Here is a 23364-nt window from a genome sequence, read left to right as displayed (position 1 = left end):
CATCTCCTCAACGCGAGGCCCCGTCATTCGATCCGGGCTGGGGAGCGTCCCGCTGTTGCCGATTGTGTGCCGAGGCCCGGCGGTGTCAATTCGCCGGACCATCAGGCGGGATCGGGGAGTGCCATGCCGTATCAGTTTTCCAATCGTCAGCAGATCCGCAAGCCGGCGGTGACCAGCAAGGGCGGCATTGTCGCGGCGCAGTCACGGCGCGCCGCCGAGGTCGGGGCCGAGGTGCTCGCCGCGGGCGGCGACTGCGTCGACGCCGTGGTGGCGACCGGCTTTGCGCTCGGCGTGCTCGAGCCGTGGATGAGCGGCCTCGGCGGCGGCGGCGCCATGCTGCTGTACCGCGCCAGGGACAACCACGTCGAGGTGATCGACTACGGCATGCGCGCGCCCGACAGCCTTGATGCCGCGGACTATCCGCTGGCCAATGACGGCAGCGTCGCGGCAGACATCTTTCCCTGGCCCCGCGTCAAGGACGACCGCAATCTGCACGGCCCCGGCGCGATCGCCGTGCCCGGCGTCGTCGCGGGCATGGAGGCGGCGCATCGCCGCTACGCGCGGCTGCCGTGGCAGGATCTCGTCGCGCCGAGCGTGAAGCTCGCCGCCGAGGGCTTGCTGGTGGACTGGTGGACCACCGTGATGATCTCGAGCTGCGCCGCCGACCTGCGCCGCTATCCCGGCAGCGCCGCGGCCTATCTGAAGGATGGCTTGCCGCCGAATCCGCAATGGGGCGCCAAGGCGGTGACGCGGCTGCCGCAGGAGCAGCTGAAGGCGACGCTGGCACATCTTGCCAGCGCCGGCGCGCGCGACTTCTACCGCGGCGACATCGCCCGCTCGCTGACCCGCGACATCCAGGCCGCCGGCGGCGCGCTCTCGGTGGATGACCTCGCCGCGTTCGAGGCGCATGTCCGCGATCCCCTGCACATCCCCTATCGCGGCGGCACGGTGTTCGCGACGCCGGAGCTGACGGCCGGCCCGACGCTGGCTCACGCGCTGCGGCTGATGCAGGCGCGCGTGACGGCATCGGGCAAGGCGCCGGATGCAAGCACGTTCATCGCCTATGCCGAGGCGGTGCAGTCGGCGTACCGCGAACGGCTGAACGACATGGGCGATGCGCCTGGCAAGCGCGCGCTCGGCGCCGAATATCTCGCGCCGGCCTGCACCACGCACTATTCGGTGGTGGACCGCGACGGCAACATGGCGGCGGTGACGCAGACGCTGCTGTCGGGCTTCGGCTCGAAATTCCAGGCGCCGCAGAGCGGCATCATGATGAACAACGGCATCATGTGGTTCGACCCGACGCCCGGCACGACGAACTCGCTGGCTCCGGGCAAGCGCTGCCTCACCAACTACACGCCGGTGGTGGCGCAGGCCGCCGATGGCCGTCGCCTCGCCCTCGGCGCCTCCGGCGGCCGCCGCATCCTGCCCGCCGTGGCACAGATGCTGTCCTTCGTGATGGACTTTGGCATGGATCTCGATACGGCGATCCACCAGCCGCGCATCGACGCCAGCGAAGGTGACGTGGTCGGCGCCGACACCCGGCTGCCGGCGGAGGTGATGGACGTGCTGACAGCGAAGTTCGAGACCGTGCCGGCGCCGGTGCAAACCATGCCGATGAAGTTCGCCTGCCCCAGCATCGTGCTGCGCCAGGGCGACGTGAACAGCGGCGCGACGGAGATCTTCCACGCCTGGGGCGATGCGGTGGCGGAGCGGTGAGGAGGTCCGGGGGCCCGACGCGTCGCGCGCTCCTACCACGGCAAGTTCGTCGACCCTTTCCTCAATTCTCGAAATTCACGGCGGTGGTGTTCGCGCCGCAGATCAAGATCGCGACGCGTTCGGCCGGTGCAGGACGATAAACGCCGGACAGCAACGCGGCAAAGGCCGCGGCTCCGCCGGGCTCGGTGACGATGCGCAACGCCGTCCAGAGCGCTTGCTGCGCGGCGCGGATGGCGTGGTCGCTGACGACCGCGACATCCGGCGCGGCAAAGCGTTGGACGATGGGAAACACCCGCGCGCCGATCCGGCGCGGTGCGAGGCTGTCAGCGGCGATGCCACCGGCCGGCGCATCGACCGGATGCCCTGCCGCCAGCGCGTCGCGCAACGTCGGCGCACCCTCGGGTTCCACCGCCACAACCTTGACGCGCCCCTCATACCAAGCGGCGATGCCGGCAATCAGTCCGCCGCCGCCGACAGCAACCAGCAGCGTGTCGATCTCGGGCGCGTCGCGCTCGATCTCCAAGCCGACCGTCCCCTGCCCCAGCATGGTCTCGGGCTGGTCGAAGGCGTGGATCGGCATCGCACCCGTGGCCGCAACATGCCGTTCGCTCGAAGCAAGCGCATCGGCGTAGCGATCGCCGCCGACATGAATATCCGCGCCGCAACGCCGGATGAGATCGATCTTCGACGGCGAGGCGATGCTCGGCACGAAGATCGCCGCCTTGCGGCCGAGACGCTGGGCTGCCAGCGCCACCGCGACGCCGTGATTGCCGCCCGACGCCGCGGCCACGCCCGCTTCGGGCACCTCGCGCATCAGGAGATTGGCGAATGCGCCGCGCGCCTTGAACGAGCCGCCATGCTGCATGAATTCGAGCTTGAGCCGCAACGGGCGAGCCGAGAGACCGACGTCGCCGCCCGCGATCGTGATCAGCGGTGTGTGCCGGACATGGGGCCTGATGAGTTCGTGGGTCGTGGCGATCCGCTCCCGCGTAAACGCCGTGGACGTTTCCGACATGCCGCACCTCTCCTGCGCATCTTGACATAGCTTAGCTAATTGGCAAAGTTACAAAATGGCTCCCGACCTCGTGTTTCGCGCCCTGGCCAACGACAAGCGGCTGCAGATCCTGGAATGGCTGCGTGATCCCGCGCGGCATTTCCCGCCGCAGCGCGACGGTGACTTGGTCAAGGATGGCGTCTGCGGGCTCTTCATCGCCGACAAGCTCAGCGTGTCGGCACCGACGCTTAGCGAGCACATGCGCGTGCTGACGGCCGCAGGGCTCGTGAAGGCCAAGCGCGCCAAGGGCTGGACCTTCTACAAGCGCGACGAACAAGGCCTCAAGACAGCGCGACGGCTGCTCACCGCCGCACTCTAGACCTGGCGAGAGGCGTGACAAACGCTCTCATTGGGCGGACGCTCGGCAGCCGCGCTAGCACTGTCATACGGTCGGCGGTGACGGCACGGCGATTTGCGGAAAGCTTGCCCGCAAGAAGGCCCGCATACGGGAGCGGAACGCGGCCACGTTCAAGCCAACGAGCGCAAGCCCGATCAAGCCGCCGACGAGCAACGTCGGCAAGGACCAGGTCTGGCCCCCCACTGCGGCGAGCGCCGGACCGAACAAGCCGGCTGCGACCACCACGACAGCAATGCAGCTCGCCGGCGCCAGACAGATGTCCCACCCGATGACGGAACGCTCGGTTGCGTCGACATGCAGCCTGCCGACGACGAGGGGAATCTGAATCAGAATCAATCCGCGCGGCCGCAGCCAGATCACACGATGCCTCTCGTCCCAGTAGACGGTGCAGGTGCTGAGCTTGACTCTCCTGCCCGCCGCCAGTTCGGATTGAAGAACAAATCGATCCCGCTCCCGCCCGATCCGCAGGAAGGCTCCGAGATAGGGCCGGTAGAGGGCCATGATTGCGATCAGGTCGAAAATCACAGTGCCAAACAGCAAAGGCGCCAGCCAGGACGGCAGATCGACCGGGGTGGGAGCCGCAGACGGAGGATCGTGAGGCTGAAGAGATGGACGTCCGACCTGGTTCGGCACGGGTCCGGCAAAGCCGCGGATCTCCAGGCGCAGGATCACGCTGTCAGACGGGTCGTAGCAAATCCGGACGTAAGCACCGGGCGTGAGCGGGCCGCCGCGGGCCGCCGTCGCGTGGAAGCCCTCAATGAGATCCATGTCCGAATATTGGAACGGCACGCCCGACACCGTGAACGACTCGCTCGAACGCCGCGCGAGCGGCCCCGGCGTGAACTGCTCGACGGGCCCCTCGACCATCCGGCATTCGCCGCTCGCGGCCAGCCTGTGATGACGGTGATAGGGGACGAAGGTCAACGCAAAGGCCCCAACGGTCCAAATCGTCGCGAACACGACCGGGCCATAGCGCACGACATTCGACTTCGGGAGATACGGAATTCCTAGAGCTTGCAGCCCGCGGGGAAGCGCCGCGAGAAGTCCGGTCAGAACGATGAAGAGCAGGCCGGTCGCGGGAATCCACGAGGCCATGAAACCCGCGTCGAGGACATCGAAGACCTTGACGAACTGATCAGGCGTCATCGCTTCAGGCTCACTCTCGACCAGCAGTCTCTGCAATTGCGAACGGCGGCACCGACATCCTATCCGACCAGTGCCGTCATCAACGCGCTGTCCGCATCCGCCAGATCGTCGATCACGTCGAAATGGTGCCGGTCCGGCGCCTCGACATAAGCCGTGGATGCGCCAAGCCCCGTCCAGATATTGGCGAGCAGCTGAGCCTGGCGGCGGAATTCGTTGCGCTCGGCGCCGCCGACCCAGGCAGTGACCTTGACGTGATCGATCGGCACCAGCAGCGCGGGGCTCTCCTTCGCAGCCGTGGCGTCGTCGATGTGCAGCGTCTCGTTCATCGCGGTCCGCTGCAGCGGGCGCAGATCGTGCAGGCCGGAGATCGAGACCACGCTGGTGATGCGCCCCTGTCGCTCGGGCGGCAGTGGCGCGCCGCGGCAGATCATGCGGCTGACGAGATGGCCGCCGGCGGAGTGGCCAGTCAAAGCCACGGGACCTGCGACCTCGTCCATCGCGCGCGCGATGGCCTGCGCCACATCCGTCGAAATATCGGCGATGCCGACCTCGGGACACAGCCGGTACGACGGCATCGCCACGGCATGGCCGCGCGCGATAGGCCCCCGCGCAAGATGCGACCAGAAGCTCTTGTCCAGCCGCATCCAATAGCCGCCATGCACGAACACGACGAGCCCCTTCGGCGCGCCCTCCGGCAGGAACAGATCGAGGCGCTGCCGGTCATGCGCGCCATAGGCGATGTCGAGCTTGGCACGGCCCTGCCCCACCATGTCGGCGCGATAGCTCTCCGCCGGCGCCACCCACAGCCCGGGCCAGCGCTCGCCGCCGGCGATGTTCGGGCCGTTGGCGTAAGCGTTGTCCCAGTCCTTGACGGCATAGAGCATGAGGATCTCCTGATCGATTGATGTGCGCGCGGGCTCACAGCCCGGTGCGCAGCTTCCAGAGTTCGGGGAACAAAACGATCTCCAGCATCTTGCGCAGATAGTTGACGCCGCTGGTGCCCCCGGTGCCGGTCTTGAAGCCGATGATGCGCTCCACCGTGGTGACGTGGTTGAAGCGCCAGCGGCGGAAATAATCCTCGAAATCGACCAGCTTCTCGGCGAGCTCATACAGCTCCCAATGCCGCTGCGGATCGCGGTAGACGCTGGTCCAGGCCGCCGCGACCTCCGCGCTCTCAGCGCGCGTGCCGCGCCAGTCGGTGCGCTGGCCGTCGGCGCCGGTGAAGAAGCCGCGCCGCGCCAACAGCCGCAGCGCTTCGTCGTACAGACTGGGCTTCGCCAGGATCGCTTCCAGCTCGGCGGTCAGCTCCGGATGATGGGCATGCGGGCGCAGCATCGCGAGATTGCGGTTGCCGAGCAGGAATTCGATCGAACGATACTGGAACGATTGGAAGCCGGAGGACTCGCCGAGCTTGTCGCGGAACAACGTGTACTCGCTCGGCGTCATCGTGCGCAGCACGTCCCAGGCGCCGTTGAGCTGCTCGAAGATGCGTGACACCCGCGTCAGCATCTTGAACGCCGGCTGCACGTCGTCTTTGGCGATCGCGGCCATCGCCGCCTTGATCTCGTGGATCGCGAGCTTCATCCACAATTCGGAGGTCTGGTGCTGGATGATGAACAGCAGCTCGTCATGCGCGGTCGAGAGCGGCGCCTGCGCATCGAGCAGGCGATCCAGCATCAGATAGTCGCCATAGGACATCCGACCCTTGAAGTTCATCCGCGCACCCTCGGTGGCGGGATCGTAGGGCGCGCTGCTCACGTCACGAGCTCCTTCTGGCGATAGTCGGGCCTGTCCCACAGACTGTTGTCGAGGACCTCCGCGAGGATGCCCACGGCGCCGCGCACCTCGGCCTCGCCGATATAGAGCGGCGTGAAGCCGAAGCGCAGCGCGTCCGGCGCGCGGAAGTCGCCGATCACGCCGCGCGCGATCAGCGCGCGCATGATCGCATAGCCGTCCGGGTGGCGGAACGACACCTGGCTACCGCGCTGCGTCGCATCACGCGGTGACGCCAAGGTCAGCGACGGACAGCGCTTCTCGACCTCGGCGATGAACAATTCCGACAGCGCGATCGAAGCCGCGCGCACGTCCGGCATCGACACGCCGTCCCAGGCGTCGAGCGCGGCATCGAGCGCGGCGAGCGCAATGATCGGCGGCGTTCCGATGCGCATGCGCTCGATGCCGCCGCCGGGGCGGTAGTCGAGATCGAAGGCGAACGGCGCCTCGTGCCCCATCCAGCCGGACAACGCCGGCGGCGCGATGTCTGCGTAACGCGGCGCGACATAGATGAAGGCCGGCGCGCCGGGCCCGCCATTGAGATATTTGTAGGTGCAGCCGACCGCGAAGTCGGCCTCGGCGCCGGCGAGGTCGACCGGCACGGCGCCGGCGGAATGCGCGAGGTCCCACACCGTGAGCGCGCCGGCCGCGTGCGCCTTCTTCGTCAGCGCGGCCATGTCGTGCATGCGGCCGGTGCGGTAATCCACCTCGGTCAGCATCAGCACGGCGACGCTGTCGTCGATCGCCGCCTCCACCTGCTCGGGCTCGACCACCTTCAAGGTGGCGCGGTCGCCGAGCATGCGAACCAGGCCCTGCGCCATATAGAGATCGGACGGGAAGTTGCCGCTGTCGGACAGGATCACGCGGCGGCCCGGATTGAGCGACAGCGCGGCGGCGAGCGCCTGATAAACCTTGATCGAGAGCGTATCGCCCATCACGACCGTGCCGGGCGCGGCCCCGATCAGCCGGGCGATGCGATCGCCGACCCGGCGCGGCTGCACCATCCATCCGGCGGTGTTCCAGCCGCGGATCAGCTCCTGTCCCCACTCCGCTTCGATCATGCGGCCAACGCGGGCGGGCACGGCCGACGGCAGCGCGCCGAGCGAATTGCCATCGAGATAGATGACCCCTTCAGGTATCGTGAAGAGCGATCGGGTCCTGGAAAAATCGGTCATGCGGCTCCTGCTTCGTTCACGGCCTGAATGCATGATTCGCGCCGGGTCGGGCCAGATCAAGCCGGTCCCATCGCCACCGGCACCGCGCGGGCCGCATGGCTCGCGAAGACGTGACGATGGCGACACAATCCAGCCGGTCGATCGCCGCCGGCCGGTGACATTGACGCGCCACGGCAGGCTTGTCACGGGCGGCGCGTGGCGCATGATAGATCGATCTGAACTGCCGATGGAGCACAACATGCGCATTCTGGTGCCGCTCGTCCTGCTGATGGCGCTGCTGATGCACCCTGCCGAGGCTGCCGACGCCAGCGCGGCGCAGAGCGTCATTCGCGCCCAGGAACAGGCTTTGGCGCGCGACGACGGAGCGACCGCCTATGCCCAAGCCGCGCCGGAGATCCAGGCGCTGTTTCCGAGCGTCGAGATCTTCATGAGCATGGTCAAAAGCGGCTATCCGCCGGTCTATCGCCATCGCAGCTTCGAATTCGGCGCCGCGCAGGTCGAGGACGGCAGCATCGCGCAGCGCGTGCACATCGTCGATGCCGAAGGCGAGGCGTGGGAGGCTCTGTACACGTTGCGGACCCAGCCCGACGGCAGCCTCAGGATCACCGGCTGTTCGCTGTTGAAGACGGGCCAGTCGGTCTAGCGCTGAGCGGCTACGTCACGCCGAAGCGCTTCTTGAACTGCTCGACATTGATGAGGCCGCGGCCGTGGCGGCCGTCGCCGATCTTCACGTCGCCATGATAGGCCTCGACCGAGAAGCGGATGACGCGGCGCTCGACCTCGATCACCTCGGCGACCGTGCGGATGGTCGCGCCGACCGGCGAGGCCGCGAGATGGCGGACGTTGACCTCGGTGCCGACCGTAACCCAGCCCGGCGGCAGCGCCGGGTTGATGGCGTCGCCCGACGTCATCTCCATCTCCAGGATCATCATCGGCGTCGCATAGACCATCGGCATGTGCGGCACGAAATGCCCGACGGTGCGCTCCGGCGGCACCACCAGCAGGCGCTCGGCGCGCATGCCCGGCTTGATGATCTCACGTGCGTCCATGACTGCTCCGAACTGTGCTGTCGTCCCGGACAAGCGCGCGGCACGCGCGCGCCGATCCGGGATCCATACGCCGTGGCGGTCGTGATGGGCGAAGGGCCAATGACCAGCGTGCCTCGAGCCGCTCCCTTGGGGGTATGGGTCCCGGCGTTCGCCGGGACGACCGCGGTGATCGTCGAGACAGATGTCATAGCCTCGCTTTCGCCAGGACGACGGCCAACTACTTCTTCTGCTCGGCCAGGCGCTCGACGAAGGTCTTGCCGCCCTTCATCTTGTGCGTCAGCGGCGCCTCGTTGATCTGGATCACCACCGCTTCCGGATCGACGCCGAGATGCGTCACCAGCGCCTTGGTGATGTCGCGCATCATGTTGGCCTTCTGCTCGTCGGTGCGGCCGGCGGCCATGCTCACGGTGATCTCGGGCATTCGTTGCTCCCTGTTGTTGTCTCTGCTGCGTCATCGCCGGGCTTGCCCCGGCGATCCATCTTCTGAAATCGATGGCGTCGTTTGAAGAGATGGATACGCGGGTCTAGCCCGCGTATGACGAGTCTTGTTATCCCCAGCTCACGTCGTGGCGCGCGAGCACCTCGCGGACGCCGGCGACCAGTTCGTCCTCCTTGGCTGAGAATTGCGCCGGGCGGCTCTCGCGCCATTCCTGGTTGGAGGCGATCGCGGCGGCCGCCTTGGCGCCCTCGATCAGGTCCTTGATCTGCACCTCGCCACGCGCCTTCTCGTCCGAGCCCTGGATGATGACGCAGGGCGCGTTGCGGCGGTCGGCATATTTGAGCTGGTTGCCCATGTTCTTCGGATTGCCGAGATAGAGCTCGGCGCGGATGCCGTGATTGCGCAGGGTCGACACCATCTTCTGATAGTCGGCGACGCGGTCGCGGTCGAACACGGTGACGACCACGGGCCCGAAGGCGGGGCGCGTGTCGAGCTTGCCGAGCAAGGTCAGCGCCGCCTGCAGGCGCGACACGCCGATGGAGAATCCGGTCGCCGGCACCGGCTCGCCGCGGAAGCGCGAGACGAGACCATCATAGCGCCCGCCGCCGCCGACCGAGCCGAAGCGCACCGGACGGCCCTTCTCGTCCTTGGTCTCGAGCAGGAGTTCGACTTCGTAGACAGGGCCGGTGTAGTATTCGAGACCACGGACGACGGAGGGTTCGACGCGGACGCGGCTGTAACCGTAACCGGCCGCGCTGCACAGCCTGGCGATCTCGGTCAGCTCGTTGACGCCTTCCACATAGGCCGGCGAGGACATGAACAATTTCTGCTGAGCAACGCTCGCCAAGACCTGGGCGTTGAACTGCAGATCCTGCTCCTCACCTTGGATTTGCGGCTCCGCGACCTTCATCTCGAAGAAGGCCAACAGGGCGTCGATCTGACTTTCAGTCAGGCCCGCGCCCTTGGTGAAATCACCCTTGCCGACCTCGCCGCCGTCCCAGCGGCCCTCGCCGAGCAGCTTCTTGATCTCTGAAATCGGAAACTTGTCGGCCTTGTCGATTGCCCTGAGCACCGTCAGCCGACGGCCCACGTGCTCATCACCGCCGATGCCGATCGCATCCATCACGCCATCGAGCACCTTGCGGTTGTTCACCTTCACGACATACGAGCCGCGCGGAATCCCCAGCGCCTCCATCGCATCCGCCGCCATCATGCACATCTCGGCGTCCGCCGCCGGCGAGCCGGAGCCGACCGTGTCGGCGTCGAACTGCATGAACTGGCGGAAGCGGCCAGGGCCGGGCTTCTCGTTGCGGAAAACGTAGCCGGCGCGATAGCTGCGATACGGCTTTGGCAGCGCGTCGAAATTCTCGGCCACGTAGCGCGCGAGCGGCGCGGTCAGGTCGTAGCGCAGCGAGATCCACTGCTCGTCATCGTCCTGGAACGAGAACACGCCCTCGTTCGGACGATCCTGGTCGGGCAGGAACTTGCCGAGCGCGTCGGTGTATTCGAACGCCGGCGTCTCCACCGGCTCGAAGCCGTAGCGCTCGTAGACGGCGCGGATCTTCTCGACCATCTCGCGCGTGGCGGCGATCGCCGCGGGGCCGCGATCCTCCAGCCCGCGCGGCAGCCGCGCCTTCAGCTTCTGGGGTTTCTTGGGTTTGTCGGACATCTGGGACCGGAACGTAGGGCGGGCAAAGCGCAGCGTGCCCACGGCTGACAAAGACCGGAACGGTGGGCACGGCCCGCTGTCGCGGTCCTTTGCCCACCCTACGGGATGGAATGCGTTGGCTCGGTTGGTAGCAGTCAGGGCGGGGTGCGGCAACCCGAAGCAGGGTTGGGCCCGGGGCGCGCTGGCTCGGCTGCGGCCTGTGAATTTGAGCCGAGCATTCGCTCCGATTGCGGTGCGCCCCCTCCCCCTTGCGGGGAGGGGTTGGGGGTGGGGGTCCACACGGGCAGTCTTTGCTGGGACCCCCACCCCCGACCCCTCCCCGCAAGGGGGAGGGGAGTCGACCGTCCGTGGGGCGCCCAGCCCCTACTTCACATCCCTGATCCAATGATGCGGATCGGGGCTGCGGCCGTACTGGATGTCGACGAGCTGCTTGCGCAGGCCCATGGCGACCGGGCCGGCCTCGCCGCCGTTGATCAGGACGTCGCCGCTCGCCGAGCACACCTTGCCGATCGGCGAGATCACCGCGGCGGTGCCGCAGGCGAACGCCTCCTTCAGCTTGCCGCTCTTGGCGTCCGCCCGCCACTGGTCGATCGAATACGCCTCCTCGCGCACCTCGCGGCCGGCGTCGCGCGCCAGCTTGATGACGGAATCGCGGGTGATGCCCGGCAGGATGGTGCCGAGCGGCGGCGTCGACAGCGAGCCGTCGTCGAACACGAAGAACACGTTCATGCCGCCGAGCTCCTCGACATAGCGGCGCTCGATCGCGTCCAGGAACACGACCTGGTCGCAGCCATGCGCGATCGCCTCGGCCTGCGCCTTGAGGCTCGCGGCATAATTGCCGCCGCATTTGACGCCGCCGGTGCCGCCGACCGCGGCGCGGGTGTAGTTCTCCGAGACCCAGATCGAGACCGGCGCCGGGCCGCCCTTGAAATAGGAGCCGACCGGCGAGGCGATCACCGCGAAGATGTATTCCGCCGACGGCTTCACGCCGAGGAACACCTCGTTGGCGATCATGAACGGGCGCAGATACAAGCTGCCCTCGCCGCCCGGGATCCAGGCGCGGTCGATGCGGACGAGCTGCTCGACCGCCTCGATGAAGACCGCCTGGGGCAGTTGCGCCATCGCCATGCGCTCGGCCGAATTCCAGAACCGCTTGGCATTGGCATCGGGGCGGAACAGGTTCACGCCGCCATCGTCGCGCTTGTAGGCCTTCAGGCCCTCGAAGATCTCCTGCGCATAATGCAGGACGGCCGCGGCCGGATCGAGCGGGAAGTTGGCGCGGGATTCGACCCGCGCGCTGTGCCAGCCCTTGTCCTGGCTGTACTGGACCACGGCCATGTGATCGGTGAACACCCGGCCGAAGCCCGGGTTGGCGAGCTTGGCCGCGCGCTCCTGGTCGGAGGTCGGGTTCGTGGTCGGCTTGATGTCGAATGTCAAAGTCATGTCCTTGCTTCCCCCGCTCTGATCGCCATTCGCGAGTTCTGGCGCCGACCCGTCCGATCGGGCCAGTCGGCTTTCTGAATTTCGGACCTGCCGCGACCGGCCTTGAGCCGGTCACCGGGCAAGCATGCCACCACAGGACATGCTTTTGCGCCCGGCGGAAGTCCAGTATGGTTTGCCGAAATGCCGCTCGACATCACACGGTTGTTCGATACGTCGCCCAAGGATGCCCGTCGGGGTTGCCTACGGCCCGTTGAGACACGCCTGGAGACCATTGCCCGCCGATGAAACGATCTAAAATTTCGCCGCGGGCGATTGTTTTGTAACATTGAACCGCAGAAACGTCAATATGGCTGACATAAATTTCTCGTCTCCGACGTTGAGCCCCGAGCTGCGCGCGGCTGAGCCCTCCGCGACGGCCGGCGAGCCGCTGCGCTGGGACATCATCGAGCTCTTGTTCTTCGCCTATCGCGACTTCGTGGGCGATGCCGACCACGAGCTGGAGGCGTTCGGATTCGGCCGCGCGCATCACCGCGTGATGCATTTCGTCACACGCTATCCCGGCCTGAAGGTCGCCGATCTGCTCGACGTTCTGCGCATCACCAAGCAGTCGCTCGGCCGCGTGCTCAAGCAGCTGCTCGACGAGGGCTACATCGTGCAGAAGACGGGCAACAACGACCGCCGCCAGCGCCTTCTTTTCGCCACGCCGAAGGGCGAGGCGCTGGTCGCCAAGCTGGCTGGGCTGCAGACGCGGCGCATCGATCATGCGCTGGAGCAGATCGGGCCGGCCGGCGCCGAAAAGGTCCGGCAGTTCCTGCGCGCGATGATCGATCGCGACGATCCGGACAAGGTGCTGGAAGCCATCTTCAAGACGCCTGTCGCCGCCGCCAAGGAGTGACCGTGACGATCGCCGCCATCGCACCGCATCCGCCGCAGACGCCGGCCGACGACGCACCGCATCTCCTGCTCGTCGACGACGACCGCCGCATCCGCGATCTGTTGTCGCGCTTCCTGCGCGGCGAAGGCTATCGCGTCACCACGGCGGCGAGCGCAAGCGATGCCCGCGCCAAGCTCACCGGGCTGCATTTCGATCTGCTGATCCTCGACGTGATGATGCCCGGCGAAAGCGGCTTCGACCTCGCCCGCTTCATCCGCACGCAATCGTCGGTGCCGATCGTGATGCTGACCGCGCGCGCCGAGCCAGAGAGCCGTATCGAGGGCCTGCAGCTCGGCGCCGACGACTACGTCGCAAAGCCTTTCGAACCGAGAGAACTCGCGCTGCGCATCGGCAACATCCTCAAGCGCGCCGCGCCGCCGCCGGCGGAGGAAGTCGTCGAGCAGATCGCGTTCGGCCCGTTCGTCTATCATCTGGCGCGCGGCGAGCTGAAGCAGGGCGAGGAGATCGTCCACCTCACCGACCGCGAGCGCGAGATGCTGCGCATCCTCGCCAATGCCCGCGGCGAGACCGTGCCGCGCGGCGCGCTGACCGGCAACGGCACCGTCAACGAGCGCGCGGTCGACGTCCAGATCAACCGCCTGCGCCGCAAGCTCGAAAGCGATCCGGCCAACCCGCTGTTCCTGCAGGCCGTGCGCGGCATCGGCTATCGGTTGATGGTGACGGGCTGAGGCGGTGCAGGTGAAGGTCTCGACGTCATTGCGAGCGCAACGAAGCAATCCAGAGGCCCGCGATGACTCTGGATTGCTTCGTCGCTTCGCTCCTCGCAATGACGGAAGCAGCGAGGGCGTCCCAGCATGAGCACGCTCGACACCGGCCTCACCCTCATCCGCACCGCATCCCGCCGCGTCTCGCGCGCCAACAGCATCGTCGGCAACGCGTTCAAGGGCTGGATGCCGACCGGCCTCTATGCGCGCGCGCTGCTGATCATGATCGTGCCGATGGTGATCCTGCAGACGGTGGTCGCGGGCGTGTTCATGGAGCGGCACTGGAACACGGTGACACGACGGCTGTCCGCCGCAGTGGTGCAGGACGTCGCCGCGCTGATCGACATCTACAAGGGCTATCCGCAGGACAAGGACCGCACCATGCTGCGCCGGATCGCGCAGCAGCGGCTCAATTTGGTGGTCGACTTCCTGCCGGCCGGCGACATGCCGCCGCCGGGGCCAAAACCGTTCTTCAACCTGCTCGACCAGTCGCTGTCGAGCCAGATCGGCCGCCAGATCAGCCGACCGTTCTGGATCGACACCGTCGGCCGCTCCAACCTGGTCGAGATCCGCATCGCGCTCGATGATGCCGTGATGCGCGTGTTCGCGCAGCGTGGCGCCGCCTATGCGTCGAACACCGACATCTTCCTGTTCTGGATGGTCGGGACGTCGTCGATCCTGCTGATCGTCTCGGTGCTGTTCCTGCGCAACCAGATCAAGCCGATCCTGCGGCTCGCCGACGCCGCCGAGAGCTTCGGCAAAGGCCGCGAGGTGCCGAACTTCCGGCCGCGCGGCGCGCGCGAGGTGCGGCGTGCGGCGCACGCCTTCCTGGAGATGAAGGCGCGCATCGAGCGCACGCTCGAGCAGCGGACGGCGATGCTGGCCGGCGTCAGCCACGATCTGCGCACCATCCTGACGCGCTTCAAGCTGGAGCTGGCGCTGCTCGGCGACAGTCCCGAGATCGACGCCATGCGCAAGGACGTCGACGAGATGTCGCACATGCTCGAGGATTATCTCGCCTTCGCGCGTGGCGACAATGGCGAGATCGCGCAGCCGACCGACATCTCCAATGCGCTGGAAGAGCTGCGGAGCGACGCCGAGCGCAACGGCCATTCCGCCACGGTATCGTTCCACGGCCTGCCGGTGGTGACCGTGAAGCCGCAGGCGCTGAAGCGCTGCCTCGGCAACCTCGTCTCGAATGCCGCCCGCCATGCCGACGCGATCGCCATCACCGGCCATCGCGACCACCGCTACCTCACCATCACCGTCGACGATGACGGCCCGGGCATCCCGGCCGACATGCGCGAGGAGGTGTTCAAGCCATTCCTGCGCCTCGACGACGCGCGCAACCAGGACGAGGGCGGCACCGGCCTCGGCCTCGCCATCGCCCGCGACATCGCCCGCTCCCATGGCGGCGACATCACCCTCGGCGACAGCCCGATGGGCGGGTTGCGGGCGAGCGTGCGCATTCCGGTGTAGCGCGCCGCATAGCTCATTCCTGCGCGATCACCGCGTCGAGCCAGGCGCAGTTCAGCGGCGGAACGCGTGGGTCCGGCACACGGACGCCGCGTGCGGCGGCGGACAGCCGCATGTCACGCATGCGCTTGCGCTGCTCGTCCGGCAGGTACAATCGCTCGTGCCCCCACAGCGACGGGCCGTCGAAGGTCTCATGCGGCTGCCACGTCGCGGGATCGATCACCCGGCCGCCCCAGCCATATTCGATGAAGAAGCCGGAGGGCGTGTTGACGTAGAACGAGGTCATGTGGTCGTTGGTGTGACGGCCCAGCGTGTAGGCCACGCGCCCGTCGTCGAGCTGTGCCAGGTCGTAGCCCTGGCCGACGTCGTCGAGACTACCTAGTTCCACCATGAAGTGATGCAGTGTGCGGCGACCGGAGCCGACCATCGCGAAGCTGTGGTGACGGCCGTTGACGTGGAAGAAATAGAGCTTGTACGGCGTCAGGCCGAAGTCGGACACCTTGAAGCCGAGCAGGTCGCGATAGAACCGCAGCATCGGCTCGACGTCCTCGACGTTGAGCACGACGTGCCCCATGCCGAGCGGCCCGGTGCGAAAGCCGGAGATCGGACGTCCCGGCCTGAAGGGATCCGAGGCGACGGCTGCCCCCCAGAACACCTCGATCGTGTTGCCGGCGGGATCCTGAAAGCAGATCAGCTCGCTGACATGACGCTCGTCGGCCAGTGCCTGCGAACCGCGGGCCACCTTCACGCCGTTGTCGTCGAGACGGCTCGCGAGCCGCGCGAGCGCGGCAGCGTCGCCGACCTCCCAGCCCATGACGGCGAGCCCGCCATCGGCGCTGCCATCGACGATCAGCCGCTGCTTGCGATCATCCATCCGATAGGCCTGCACGCTGGCCGCGCGATCCACGCGCTGCATCCCGAGGAGCTTGGTCGCCATGCGTCCCCACTGCTCCGCTTGGGACGACTTGATGCCGATGTAACCGAGCGCCGTTATTTCCATCTTGTTTTCTCCCGAAAGGCGCGGGCGGAATTTCGTATCAGCTCCGCGCGGTCCTGCAGTAGACTGCCGCCCCTGCATCCGGCTCGCGTTCTCAAGACGGTATCGGCGGACGGAAACGAAGAACAGGGAGGATTTTCCAAGTGTCCAAGCAACGGACGCGATCTCCGCAGGCCCGTCCTGCGGAGGGTGTCCGCGCCTTCAAGCGGGGGCTCGACGTGCTGCGCGCGGTCAATCGGTCCGGGGGCATTCGCGCCGGCGACGTGGCGCGCCAGCTCGATCTGCCGCGGCCCACGGTCTATCGGTTGCTCGAAACACTCGAGGAACTCGGCTATGTCGCGCGCAGCGCCAGCGACGACCGCTTCCGGGTCACGCGCCACGCGTTGAGCCTCGGCGACGGCTATGATCCCGGCATCTTCATCTGCCAGGTCGCCGCGCCCTATCTCGCCGAGCTCAGCCGCAGCCTGATCTGGCCGGTCGATCTGTCGACTTATGAGAACGGCGCGATGGTCATCCAGGAGACCACGCATGCGCGCAGCCCGCTCTCGATCGATCGCAGCATGATCGGCAAGCGGCTGCCGATGCTGCACACCTCGGCCGGCCGGGCCTATCTGGCCGCCTGCCCGCCCGCAGAGCGGGACCTCATCATCAACCATCTGCGACGCATCGAGGATGCCGAGGACCTCTTCTTCCTGGCGCCCGAGCGGCTGCAGCGCATGATAACGGAAACGTCTCAGCGCGGCTATGCGATCCGCAACGAGGGCGAATTCAATCCGAAGACGTCGTCGATCGCGGTGCCGATCGTGCGGGGCGACGTCGTGTTCGGCTGCATTTCGATCATCTGGATCCGCTCCGCCATGACCCTCGAGGAGGCTGTCGCTCAGTACGCGGCCCCATTGCGCGACGCCGCGGCCGCGATCCCCGTCCAGGCCTGAGCGTCCGCTGCGCGGACAGTTCGTGACCGCGCCTTGAAGCTGCGAGGCGGTTGCGGATCAGATGCGGCCATGAGCAACATGGCCGCACATTCCGGAAGCTTCGACGTCGTCATCGTCGGTCGCGGGCCCGTGGGCTCGACGCTCGCCAACCTGCTCGGCCTGTGCGGCATCCGCACGCTGATCCTGGAGCGCGAAGCCAAGGCCTATCATTTGCCTCGCGCGGTGCATTTCGACGACGAATGCATGCGCGTGTTCCAGACCATCGGCCTTGCCGACGCCATCCTGCCCCACCTTACATTGAGTCCCGGCATGCGCTTCGTCGATGCGGGGGGACGATTGCTGCTCGACTGGCCGCGCCCCAGCGAGTCGACCGCGATGGGCTGGAATCTGAGCTACCGCTTTCACCAGCCCGATCTCGAAGCCGTGCTCAACACCGGCCTGGAGCGCTGGCCTCATGTCGAGCTGCGCACGCGCTGTGATGTCTTCGCGCTCGAGCAGGACCGCGAGGGGGCGCGCGTTCGCTATGAGGACCTCGGCACCGGCCGGCTCGTCGACATCTCCTGCGCCTATGTCATCGGCTGCGACGGTGCACGTTCGCTGGTGCGCCGCTTCATCGGCTCGGCGCTGGACGATCTCGGCTTTCACGAGCGCTGGCTCGTCTGCGACGTGCTGCTGAGGGAGGAGCGGCCCGATCTCGGCGATTTCAGCGTCCAGCACTGCAACCCGCAGCGTCCCGCAACCTATATTCGCGGCACCGGCAACCGGCGCCGGTGGGAGATCACGGTTCATCCCGACGAGGACGCGGTCGAGATCACCCAACCGGCGCGCGTGTGGGAGCTGCTCTCGCCCTGGCTCCGGCCCGCAGAGGCCGAGATCGAACGCGCCGCCGTCTACACATTCCACTCCGCGGTCGCCCAGCAATGGCGTGCCGGACGGTTCCTGCTCGCAGGCGATTCCGCGCATCAGACCCCGCCTTTCCTCGGTCAGGGCATGTGTGCCGGCATTCGCGACGCAGCCAACCTCGCATGGAAGCTGGCGCTTGTGATTGCCGGGAAGGCGACGCCTGATCTTCTCGACACCTATCAGAGTGAGCGCGCGCCGCATGTGCGCGAATTCATCGAGCTCGCGATCCGGCTGGGTGGGCTGATCAACACCAAGGCGGTCGAGGCGGCGCTTGCGACCGGCACGGCACAGGGCGACGGCCAGCTCAAGCTCGACGTGCAGAAGCCAGTGCTCGGCCCGGGCCTTGCCTGCGGCGAACGCAGCATGACGGGAAAGCTGGCGCCGCAATTCCGCAGCCGTGATCACGGCCGCAGCGACGACCGCGTCGGCTATCGCTTCGCGCTGCTATGCCGGTCCGGTCTCGGGACCGCAATGATCGAGCAGCATCATGCCCGCCTGACGGCCGCCGACGTCGCCGTCATTTGCGGCGAGGAAGCTGGCGGCCTCGACGGCTGGCTCGATCAGCACGGCTTCGACGCCGTGCTGATGCGCCCCGACCGCTACATCCTGGGTGCTGTCCGCACGGGCCAAGATCCCGCGGCGCTGTTGTCAGGCCTCGCCTTCCTCGCACCGCCGCCGAGCGCGGCCTGAGCGTTTCCGTTCTTTTTGAGAGGGTTCACGTATGAAGCTGGTTTCCTTTGTGATCGACGGGCGTCCCGGATACGGCGCCGTGAAGGGAGACGGTGTCGTCGACCTCGGCCGGCGGCTGCCGGCGAAGAGCCTGCGCGCGCTGCTCGAGGCGGATGCGCTTCGCGACGCCGCCGCGCTGCTCACCTCCGAACAGCCCGACTATCCGCTCGATGCGATCACCTTCGCGCCCGTCATCCCCGATCCCGGCAAGATCATCTGCGTCGGCCTGAACTATCGCGACCACGTCGCCGAGACCGGACGAACGGTCACCGAGAAGCCCGCGCTGTTCGCGCGCTTTCCGACCAGCCAGGTCGGACATCTGCAACCGGTCATTCGCCCTGGTGTCTCCGATCATTTCGACTATGAGGGCGAACTCGCGCTCGTGATCGGGAAAGCCGGCCGGCATGTCCGGCGCGAGGACGCGCTCACGCACATCGCCGGCTATTCCTGCTACAATGAAGGCAGCATCCGCGACTGGCAACGCCACACGTCGCAATTCCTGTCGGGCAAGAGCTTCGACCGGTCCGGCGCATTCGGCCCCTGGCTGGTCACCGCCGACGAAATTCCCGACCCGTCCAAGCTGACGCTGCAGACCCGCCTCAATGGCGAGACCGTGCAGCGGACCACCACGGATCTCCTCATCACCGACGTGCCCGATCTGATCGTCTATTGCTCGACGATCATGACCTTGCTGCCCGGGGACGTGATCGTCACCGGCACGCCGGGAGGCGTCGGCTTCAAGCGCACCCCGCCTCTGTTCATGAAGCCCGGCGATACGGTCGAGGTCGAAATCTCGGGCATCGGCGCGCTGCGCAATCCCGTGACTGCCGAACTGGAAGCCTGACGTTTCCGCCTCGCGGAGAACCGCGAGGCGCACCAATCAAACACGACAAAAAACCAAATCTTCAAATCCGGGGAGGATCATCATGTCGCGCTGTCTCAGATCCAGCATCGCTGGCCTGCTGCTGCTTGCAGGCTCATCCGCGCAGGCCGAAATCAAGGCGGGTGCCATCCGTATCGGTGTGCTCACCGACATGACCGGCATCTTCGCGACCGCGATGGGGCCCGGCTCCGTGGAAGCGGCCCGGATGGCCGCTGAGGAGTTCGGTGGCAAGATCAACGGCAGGCCGATCGAAATCTTTCAGGCCGATCATCAGAACAAGCCGGATATCGCGGTCGCGATCGCCCGGCGCTGGTTCGAGCAGGACGGTGTGCAGGCGATCGCCGACGGCGGCAGCTCCGGCGCGGCCCTTGGCGTCCAGGAGCTGGTGCGCAGCAACGGCAAGATCTTTCTCATCTCCGGGGCCGGCGCCAATCAGCTCACCGACGAGGCCTGCGCCCCGACCTCGGTGCAATGGACGCACGACGCCTATTCGACCGCGACAGCCGTCGTGTCGGGCATCATGCAGACCAGCAAGGAGCCGTGGTTCTTCATCACCGGCGACTACGCATTCGGCCATTCGGTCGAGGCGACCGCGCGCGCTCGCATCGCCGAGCTCGGCGGCACGGTCGCCGGCAGCGTCAAGGCGCAGCTCGGCACGCCGGATTACGGCTCGTTCCTGCTGCAGGCCCAGGCCTCCGGCGCCAAGATCCTGGCGCTCAACGTCGCCGGCGACAATGCCACGGCCATCAAGCAGGCCGAGGAATTCGGGCTTGCGGCCCAGGGCATGAAGATCGTGCCAATGTCGTTCCAGAACGTCGACATCGAATCCATCGGCCTCAAGGCGACGCAGGGCGATCTCATCGTCACCAGCTTCTTCGAGGATGCCTCCCCCGCCGCGCGCCGCTTCTCCGACGCGTTCTACGCGCGCCGGAAGGCGATGCCGTCACAGATCCAGGCCGGGGTCTATTCGGCCGTGCGGCACTATCTGCAGGCGGTGAAGGATGCCGACAGCGACGACGGCGCAACTGTGATGGCCCGAATGAAAGCCACGCCGGTCTCGGATGCCTATGCGGACCACGGCCAGATCCGCGACGACCAGCGCATGGTGCACGACCTGTATCTGGTCCAGGTCAAGACCCCCGCCGAATCGAAGCGCCCCTGGGACTTCGTCAAGCTGGTGACGAAGATCGCCCCCGATCAGGCGTTTCGCCCGCTCGACCGCAGCAAGTGCAGCCTGGTCAGCAAGTGAGCACATGAGCGACCAAGCATGATTCCGGACGATCAGCGCGCCGTCATCATCACCGCCGCGGGCGGCCCGGAGGTCCTGTCGGAGCGACAGGACTGGCCGGTCCCGCGCCTCGGACCAGACGATGTGCTGATCGAGGTCGCAGCCGCCGGCATCAACCGTCATGACTGCAACCAGCGCGCTGCCGGGCCGTCGCGGGAGCCCAATCCCATACCGGGATTGGAAGCCTCGGGGCGCATCGTGGCCTGCGGCGCCAACGTTTCCCCGGAACGGCTGGGTAGAGCGGTGATCGCACTGACCGACGGCGGTTCATACGCGCAATACGTCGCCACCGATCAGCATCTTGCACTGGACTTGCCGAGCGGCCTCGACTTGATCCAAGGCGCCGGCCTACCCGAAGCGCTGTTCACGACCTGGTTCAATTTCTTCGAGCTGATGCGCATGATGCCCGGCGAGACCGCCCTGATTCATGGCGGAAGCAGCGGCGTCGGCACGATCGCGATCCAGCTCCTGCGCGCGCTGGGTCATCCCGTCATGGCCACCGCCGGCACCGCAGAGAAGCGCGCCCTGGCACTCGGGCTCGGCTGCAGCGCCGTGTTCGACTATGCCGATCCCGATCTCGCCGAGCAGATCCGCGCGGCGACGGGGAAGCGCGGGGTCGACTGCATCCTCGACACCTCCGCCGGCGCTCACATTGCGCAGGACCTTGCGGCGCTCGCGATGGGCGGACGGATCGCCCTGCTCTCGGCCGGACATGGCAAGGAGCTGGCGGTGCCGCTGCGCAGCCTGATGGCGCGCCGGGCCAGCATCACCGGCGCATTCCTGCGGTCGACGTCACTCGATATCAAACGCCGCCTCGCAAGCGAGCTGCGGCAGCGCATCTCGTCCCTGCTCGGAACGGCCATTCGGCCGCACATCGACAGCACCTATCGCCTGTCCGAGGCAGCCGATGCGCACGAACGCATGGAGACGGGCCGGCACATCGGGAAGATCATGCTCAACGTCCGCGAATGAGCGACGATCCACGTCGCTGCGCCCGCCACGCGCAACGAGCGCCCGCCTACTGCTTCACGCCCGGGATCAGGGCCTTCAGCTTGGCCATGTCCTTGACGTTCATCTTCATGCCGCCGGGCATCACGATGTCCCCGGGCTTCTGGTCGGGCTTGCAGGCGCCGAGCCATCTGGCCTCGATCGTCATCGCGGTGTCCTTCACCCCGGTGCCGGCGGCGCCGCCCGTGACGCGCGACATCGTCTTCACCGTATAGGCCGAGTTGAAGTCGCCGGTGATGTCGGCATGCGACGTCGTATTGATGCCGCCGAAATTGCAGACCGAATCGGAGACGTAGCCGGTCGCGGTCTTCTGGATGTCCTGCTTGGAGCAGACCTGCTGCGCCATCGGCGAGGCGAAGTTGTTCATCTCCTTGTCGGTGGCCGCGTCGGTGCAGTGCTGCATCGTCGCCTCCGGCAGCTGACCGCCGGATCTGATCATCTTCAGCTCCCACAGGCCGGCCTTGCGCACCGGTAGGTCGACGGCCCGTGCCTCATGGCTCGCGGTCACGCCCAGGAGGCAGCAGGCCAACAGCCCAATTGCGATGCGTGTGCAGGTCATATGCCCCGTTCCGGCTCGTTGATCGATGCCGGAGCGAATGCCGCAGAAAAATGGCAATTGGGAGAACGGCAGTTGATGGAAGGTCAGTACAGCGTCCGCAGCGGCCGCTGCGCCGAGCCATAGGGCACCCAGCGGCAGGCGAACGAAACGTAGCCACCGTAGCGCGCATCGACGGCGCGGAACTTCGCGACCTTGCCGTAGGAGGCGCAATGATCGACCGCGAGCTGGCGCGCATCCGTGGTCTGGGCCAGCTGGAAGGCGATGATGCCGCCGGTGTCGTTGCCCTTGAAGGGCGGCACCACGTCGGCCTGGGCGGATGCCGCAACCAGCACCATCCCAGTGGCCACGAGGCCTGCAGTCTTCACGAATCCGGCCATCAGCGTCCGCATTGCATTCTCCTCGATCTGGCCCGCCATTCTAAAGGTCCTGTCCGGTCAAGAAAAGAACACCGGCCTCGCGTTAACAGGACTAATCGTGGAGTGTTGCCGCGTTGCACTTGACCTCCTGTGGCCGCCGCGGCACGGTCCACGCTCCCGGATCAGCCTTGCGGACGGCCCATGCGCGACTTCAGTTCACCTTTCAAGATGTTCGGCGCCGCCTGTGGCGCGCTGCTTGCCGCCATCGTCGCCACCGCCCCGGCTCAGGCCGCCAACCCGCTCGAGATGAACTTCTGGTTGTCCGGTCCGAAATATGAAGGCCGGGTCGCGCCTTGCGAGGCGGCCATTCCGACCATCGTCTCGCGATTCCAGGACAAGGAGAGCACCTTCTGGAATTCCTCGCTGACGATCACCGGCGTCGCCAATGTCCATGAGATCGCCTTCCGGCCCTGGCAGTCCGACAACATTCCGCGTCGCTTCTGCACCGGCAGCGTGATGATCAGCGACGGCAAGGCGCGCACCGTCAACTTCTCGATCATCGAGGATGGCGGCTTCGCCGGCTATGACCAGGGCGTCGAGTTCTGCGTCGTCGGCCTCGATCGCAACTGGGCCTTCAATCCGGCCTGCCGCGCCGCCAAGCCCTGATTCGCCTTTCCCGGCGTATCGGCCGCTCGCGCGGGCGGCCGGCTGACGAATGGCTGCCTCGGGGCAGCCATTTTTGTTCT

General features: G+C 66.8%; 23 protein-coding genes and 1 pseudogene. 12 read left to right on the top strand and 12 right to left on the bottom strand.

The features are described from left to right. The first annotated feature begins 123 nt into the window (after nucleotides 1-123). Nucleotides 124-1719: a gamma-glutamyltransferase gene (locus tag QW861_RS25880; RefSeq protein ID WP_316193641.1), complete on the top strand. Its 1596-nt coding sequence runs from the start codon at nucleotides 124-126 to the stop codon at nucleotides 1717-1719. Between the two features lie 61 nt (nucleotides 1720-1780). On the opposite strand, the gene QW861_RS25875 is transcribed toward QW861_RS25880, so the two are convergent. Next, nucleotides 1781-2734, bottom strand: coding sequence for a threonine/serine dehydratase (locus tag QW861_RS25875; protein WP_316193640.1), 954 nt, complete (start codon nucleotides 2732-2734; stop codon nucleotides 1781-1783). Nucleotides 2735-2789: 55 nt separating this feature from the next. Between QW861_RS25875 and QW861_RS25870 the strand changes: the two genes are divergently transcribed. Further along, on the top strand, nucleotides 2790-3092 hold the full coding sequence (locus tag QW861_RS25870) for a helix-turn-helix transcriptional regulator (protein WP_315754417.1): 303 nt from the start codon (nucleotides 2790-2792) through the stop codon (nucleotides 3090-3092). Nucleotides 3093-3155: 63 nt separating this feature from the next. On the opposite strand, the gene QW861_RS25865 is transcribed toward QW861_RS25870, so the two are convergent. From QW861_RS25865 to kynU, 4 genes are read right to left on the bottom strand one after another with little or no spacing between them, the layout of a single operon-like run. Next, a complete protein-coding gene (locus tag QW861_RS25865) occupies nucleotides 3156-4277 on the bottom strand; it encodes a hypothetical protein (protein WP_315754419.1) in 1122 nt (373 codons plus the stop codon). A gap of 59 nt (nucleotides 4278-4336) precedes the next feature. Beyond that, entirely contained in the window at nucleotides 4337-5161 is an 825-nt protein-coding gene (locus tag QW861_RS25860; protein WP_315754421.1) for an alpha/beta hydrolase, read from the bottom strand. Nucleotides 5162-5195: 34 nt separating this feature from the next. Further along, a complete protein-coding gene (kynA, locus tag QW861_RS25855) occupies nucleotides 5196-6035 on the bottom strand; it encodes a tryptophan 2,3-dioxygenase (protein ID WP_315754423.1) in 840 nt (279 codons plus the stop codon). Next, entirely contained in the window at nucleotides 6032-7225 is a 1194-nt protein-coding gene (kynU, locus tag QW861_RS25850; RefSeq protein WP_315754425.1) for a kynureninase, read from the bottom strand. Before kynU ends, kynA begins: the two co-directional genes overlap by 4 nt. A gap of 238 nt (nucleotides 7226-7463) precedes the next feature. On the opposite strand from kynU, the gene QW861_RS25845 reads away from it, so the two are divergent. Then, complete coding sequence (locus tag QW861_RS25845) at nucleotides 7464-7868, top strand: DUF4864 domain-containing protein (RefSeq protein ID WP_315713584.1); 405 nt, start codon at nucleotides 7464-7466, stop codon at nucleotides 7866-7868. Nucleotides 7869-7878: 10 nt separating this feature from the next. Here QW861_RS25845 and QW861_RS25840 read toward each other — a convergent pair whose 3' ends face one another. The 4 genes and pseudogenes from QW861_RS25840 to QW861_RS25825 all read right to left on the bottom strand — a co-directional run bounded on the left by QW861_RS25840 (nucleotide 7879) and on the right by QW861_RS25825 (nucleotide 11825). Continuing rightward, nucleotides 7879-8274, bottom strand: a complete 396-nt coding sequence (locus QW861_RS25840; protein ID WP_315713585.1) for a thioesterase family protein — start codon at nucleotides 8272-8274, stop codon at nucleotides 7879-7881. Between the two features lie 217 nt (nucleotides 8275-8491). Beyond that, a pseudogene (locus tag QW861_RS25835) lies at nucleotides 8492-8698 on the bottom strand (tautomerase family protein); the annotation flags it as partial. 124 nt (nucleotides 8699-8822) lie between these two features. Further along, nucleotides 8823-10286: a histidine--tRNA ligase gene (gene hisS, locus QW861_RS25830; RefSeq protein WP_410051206.1), complete on the bottom strand. Its 1464-nt coding sequence runs from the start codon at nucleotides 10284-10286 to the stop codon at nucleotides 8823-8825. Nucleotides 10287-10745: 459 nt separating this feature from the next. Then, nucleotides 10746-11825, bottom strand: a complete 1080-nt coding sequence (locus tag QW861_RS25825) for a branched-chain amino acid aminotransferase (RefSeq protein WP_315754429.1) — start codon at nucleotides 11823-11825, stop codon at nucleotides 10746-10748. Nucleotides 11826-12171: 346 nt separating this feature from the next. Between QW861_RS25825 and QW861_RS25820 the strand changes: the two genes are divergently transcribed. From QW861_RS25820 to QW861_RS25810, 3 genes are all read left to right on the top strand, one after another. Then, nucleotides 12172-12720 carry a MarR family winged helix-turn-helix transcriptional regulator gene (locus QW861_RS25820; RefSeq protein ID WP_315754431.1) on the top strand — a complete coding sequence of 183 codons (549 nt, stop codon included), beginning with the start codon at nucleotides 12172-12174 and terminating at the stop codon, nucleotides 12718-12720. Beyond that, a complete protein-coding gene (locus QW861_RS25815) occupies nucleotides 12717-13448 on the top strand; it encodes a response regulator transcription factor (RefSeq protein WP_315713590.1) in 732 nt (243 codons plus the stop codon). Before QW861_RS25820 ends, QW861_RS25815 begins: the two co-directional genes overlap by 4 nt. A gap of 126 nt (nucleotides 13449-13574) precedes the next feature. After that, a complete protein-coding gene (locus tag QW861_RS25810) occupies nucleotides 13575-14963 on the top strand; it encodes an ATP-binding protein (protein ID WP_315713591.1) in 1389 nt (462 codons plus the stop codon). A gap of 13 nt (nucleotides 14964-14976) precedes the next feature. Here QW861_RS25810 and QW861_RS25805 read toward each other — a convergent pair whose 3' ends face one another. Then, the gene (locus QW861_RS25805; RefSeq protein WP_316193639.1) at nucleotides 14977-15960 is read right to left on the bottom strand and encodes a VOC family protein; all 984 of its coding nucleotides are present in this window, start codon (nucleotides 15958-15960) and stop codon (nucleotides 14977-14979) included. Nucleotides 15961-16100: 140 nt separating this feature from the next. On the opposite strand from QW861_RS25805, the gene QW861_RS25800 reads away from it, so the two are divergent. From QW861_RS25800 to QW861_RS25780, 5 genes are all read left to right on the top strand, one after another. Continuing rightward, entirely contained in the window at nucleotides 16101-16892 is a 792-nt protein-coding gene (locus QW861_RS25800; RefSeq protein WP_315754435.1) for a DNA-binding transcriptional regulator, read from the top strand. A 69-nt stretch (nucleotides 16893-16961) separates the two neighbouring features. After that, complete coding sequence (locus QW861_RS25795) at nucleotides 16962-18485, top strand: bifunctional 3-(3-hydroxy-phenyl)propionate/3-hydroxycinnamic acid hydroxylase (protein ID WP_316193638.1); 1524 nt, start codon at nucleotides 16962-16964, stop codon at nucleotides 18483-18485. 31 nt (nucleotides 18486-18516) lie between these two features. Continuing rightward, the gene (locus QW861_RS25790) at nucleotides 18517-19368 is read left to right on the top strand and encodes a fumarylacetoacetate hydrolase family protein (protein ID WP_316193637.1); all 852 of its coding nucleotides are present in this window, start codon (nucleotides 18517-18519) and stop codon (nucleotides 19366-19368) included. A gap of 82 nt (nucleotides 19369-19450) precedes the next feature. Continuing rightward, nucleotides 19451-20656, top strand: a complete 1206-nt coding sequence (locus tag QW861_RS25785; RefSeq protein ID WP_316193635.1) for an ABC transporter substrate-binding protein — start codon at nucleotides 19451-19453, stop codon at nucleotides 20654-20656. A gap of 18 nt (nucleotides 20657-20674) precedes the next feature. Then, a complete protein-coding gene (locus tag QW861_RS25780; protein ID WP_316187097.1) occupies nucleotides 20675-21667 on the top strand; it encodes an NAD(P)H-quinone oxidoreductase in 993 nt (330 codons plus the stop codon). A gap of 46 nt (nucleotides 21668-21713) precedes the next feature. Here the strand turns inward: QW861_RS25780 and QW861_RS25775 are convergent, their stop codons facing one another. Continuing rightward, nucleotides 21714-22262 (bottom strand): DUF3617 domain-containing protein, encoded by a 549-nt coding sequence (locus QW861_RS25775; RefSeq protein WP_315754445.1) that lies wholly within the window; start codon nucleotides 22260-22262, stop codon nucleotides 21714-21716. Nucleotides 22263-22345: 83 nt separating this feature from the next. Next, entirely contained in the window at nucleotides 22346-22651 is a 306-nt protein-coding gene (locus QW861_RS25770; RefSeq protein WP_316166178.1) for a hypothetical protein, read from the bottom strand. A gap of 168 nt (nucleotides 22652-22819) precedes the next feature. On the opposite strand from QW861_RS25770, the gene QW861_RS25765 reads away from it, so the two are divergent. Further along, nucleotides 22820-23284 (top strand): hypothetical protein, encoded by a 465-nt coding sequence (locus tag QW861_RS25765; RefSeq protein WP_315713599.1) that lies wholly within the window; start codon nucleotides 22820-22822, stop codon nucleotides 23282-23284. Nucleotides 23285-23364: the final 80 nt, after the last annotated feature.

The sequence above is a fragment of the Bradyrhizobium sp. SZCCHNRI1029 genome (genome assembly GCF_032487555.1).
In the GTDB taxonomy this organism is placed as follows: Bacteria; Pseudomonadota; Alphaproteobacteria; order Rhizobiales; family Xanthobacteraceae; genus Bradyrhizobium.
Note: the sequence above shows the minus strand (reverse complement) of the source record. Positions and strands in the feature narration are given on the sequence as shown.

Bases quoted from the DNA above. Each gene is read 5' to 3' on its own strand.
- QW861_RS25880 (WP_316193641.1), top strand. From the start codon at position 124: ATGCCGTATCAGTTTTCCAATCGTCAGCAGATCCGCAAGCCGGCGGTG.
- QW861_RS25875 (WP_316193640.1), bottom strand. From the start codon at position 2,734: ATGTCGGAAACGTCCACGGCGTTTACGCGGGAGCGGATCGCCACGACC.
- QW861_RS25870 (WP_315754417.1), top strand. From the start codon at position 2,790: ATGGCTCCCGACCTCGTGTTTCGCGCCCTGGCCAACGACAAGCGGCTG.
- QW861_RS25865 (WP_315754419.1), bottom strand. From the start codon at position 4,277: ATGACGCCTGATCAGTTCGTCAAGGTCTTCGATGTCCTCGACGCGGGT.
- QW861_RS25860 (WP_315754421.1), bottom strand. From the start codon at position 5,161: ATGCTCTATGCCGTCAAGGACTGGGACAACGCTTACGCCAACGGCCCG.
- kynU (WP_315754425.1), bottom strand. From the start codon at position 7,225: ATGACCGATTTTTCCAGGACCCGATCGCTCTTCACGATACCTGAAGGG.
- QW861_RS25845 (WP_315713584.1), top strand. From the start codon at position 7,464: ATGCGCATTCTGGTGCCGCTCGTCCTGCTGATGGCGCTGCTGATGCAC.
- QW861_RS25840 (WP_315713585.1), bottom strand. From the start codon at position 8,274: ATGGACGCACGTGAGATCATCAAGCCGGGCATGCGCGCCGAGCGCCTG.
- hisS (WP_410051206.1), bottom strand. From the start codon at position 10,286: ATGGTCGAGAAGATCCGCGCCGTCTACGAGCGCTACGGCTTCGAGCCG.
- QW861_RS25825 (WP_315754429.1), bottom strand. From the start codon at position 11,825: ATGACTTTGACATTCGACATCAAGCCGACCACGAACCCGACCTCCGAC.
- QW861_RS25820 (WP_315754431.1), top strand. From the start codon at position 12,172: ATGGCTGACATAAATTTCTCGTCTCCGACGTTGAGCCCCGAGCTGCGC.
- QW861_RS25810 (WP_315713591.1), top strand. From the start codon at position 13,575: ATGAGCACGCTCGACACCGGCCTCACCCTCATCCGCACCGCATCCCGC.
- QW861_RS25805 (WP_316193639.1), bottom strand. From the start codon at position 15,960: ATGGAAATAACGGCGCTCGGTTACATCGGCATCAAGTCGTCCCAAGCG.
- QW861_RS25795 (WP_316193638.1), top strand. From the start codon at position 16,962: ATGAGCAACATGGCCGCACATTCCGGAAGCTTCGACGTCGTCATCGTC.
- QW861_RS25790 (WP_316193637.1), top strand. From the start codon at position 18,517: ATGAAGCTGGTTTCCTTTGTGATCGACGGGCGTCCCGGATACGGCGCC.
- QW861_RS25785 (WP_316193635.1), top strand. From the start codon at position 19,451: ATGTCGCGCTGTCTCAGATCCAGCATCGCTGGCCTGCTGCTGCTTGCA.
- QW861_RS25780 (WP_316187097.1), top strand. From the start codon at position 20,675: ATGATTCCGGACGATCAGCGCGCCGTCATCATCACCGCCGCGGGCGGC.
- QW861_RS25775 (WP_315754445.1), bottom strand. From the start codon at position 22,262: ATGACCTGCACACGCATCGCAATTGGGCTGTTGGCCTGCTGCCTCCTG.
- QW861_RS25770 (WP_316166178.1), bottom strand. From the start codon at position 22,651: ATGCGGACGCTGATGGCCGGATTCGTGAAGACTGCAGGCCTCGTGGCC.
- QW861_RS25765 (WP_315713599.1), top strand. From the start codon at position 22,820: ATGCGCGACTTCAGTTCACCTTTCAAGATGTTCGGCGCCGCCTGTGGC.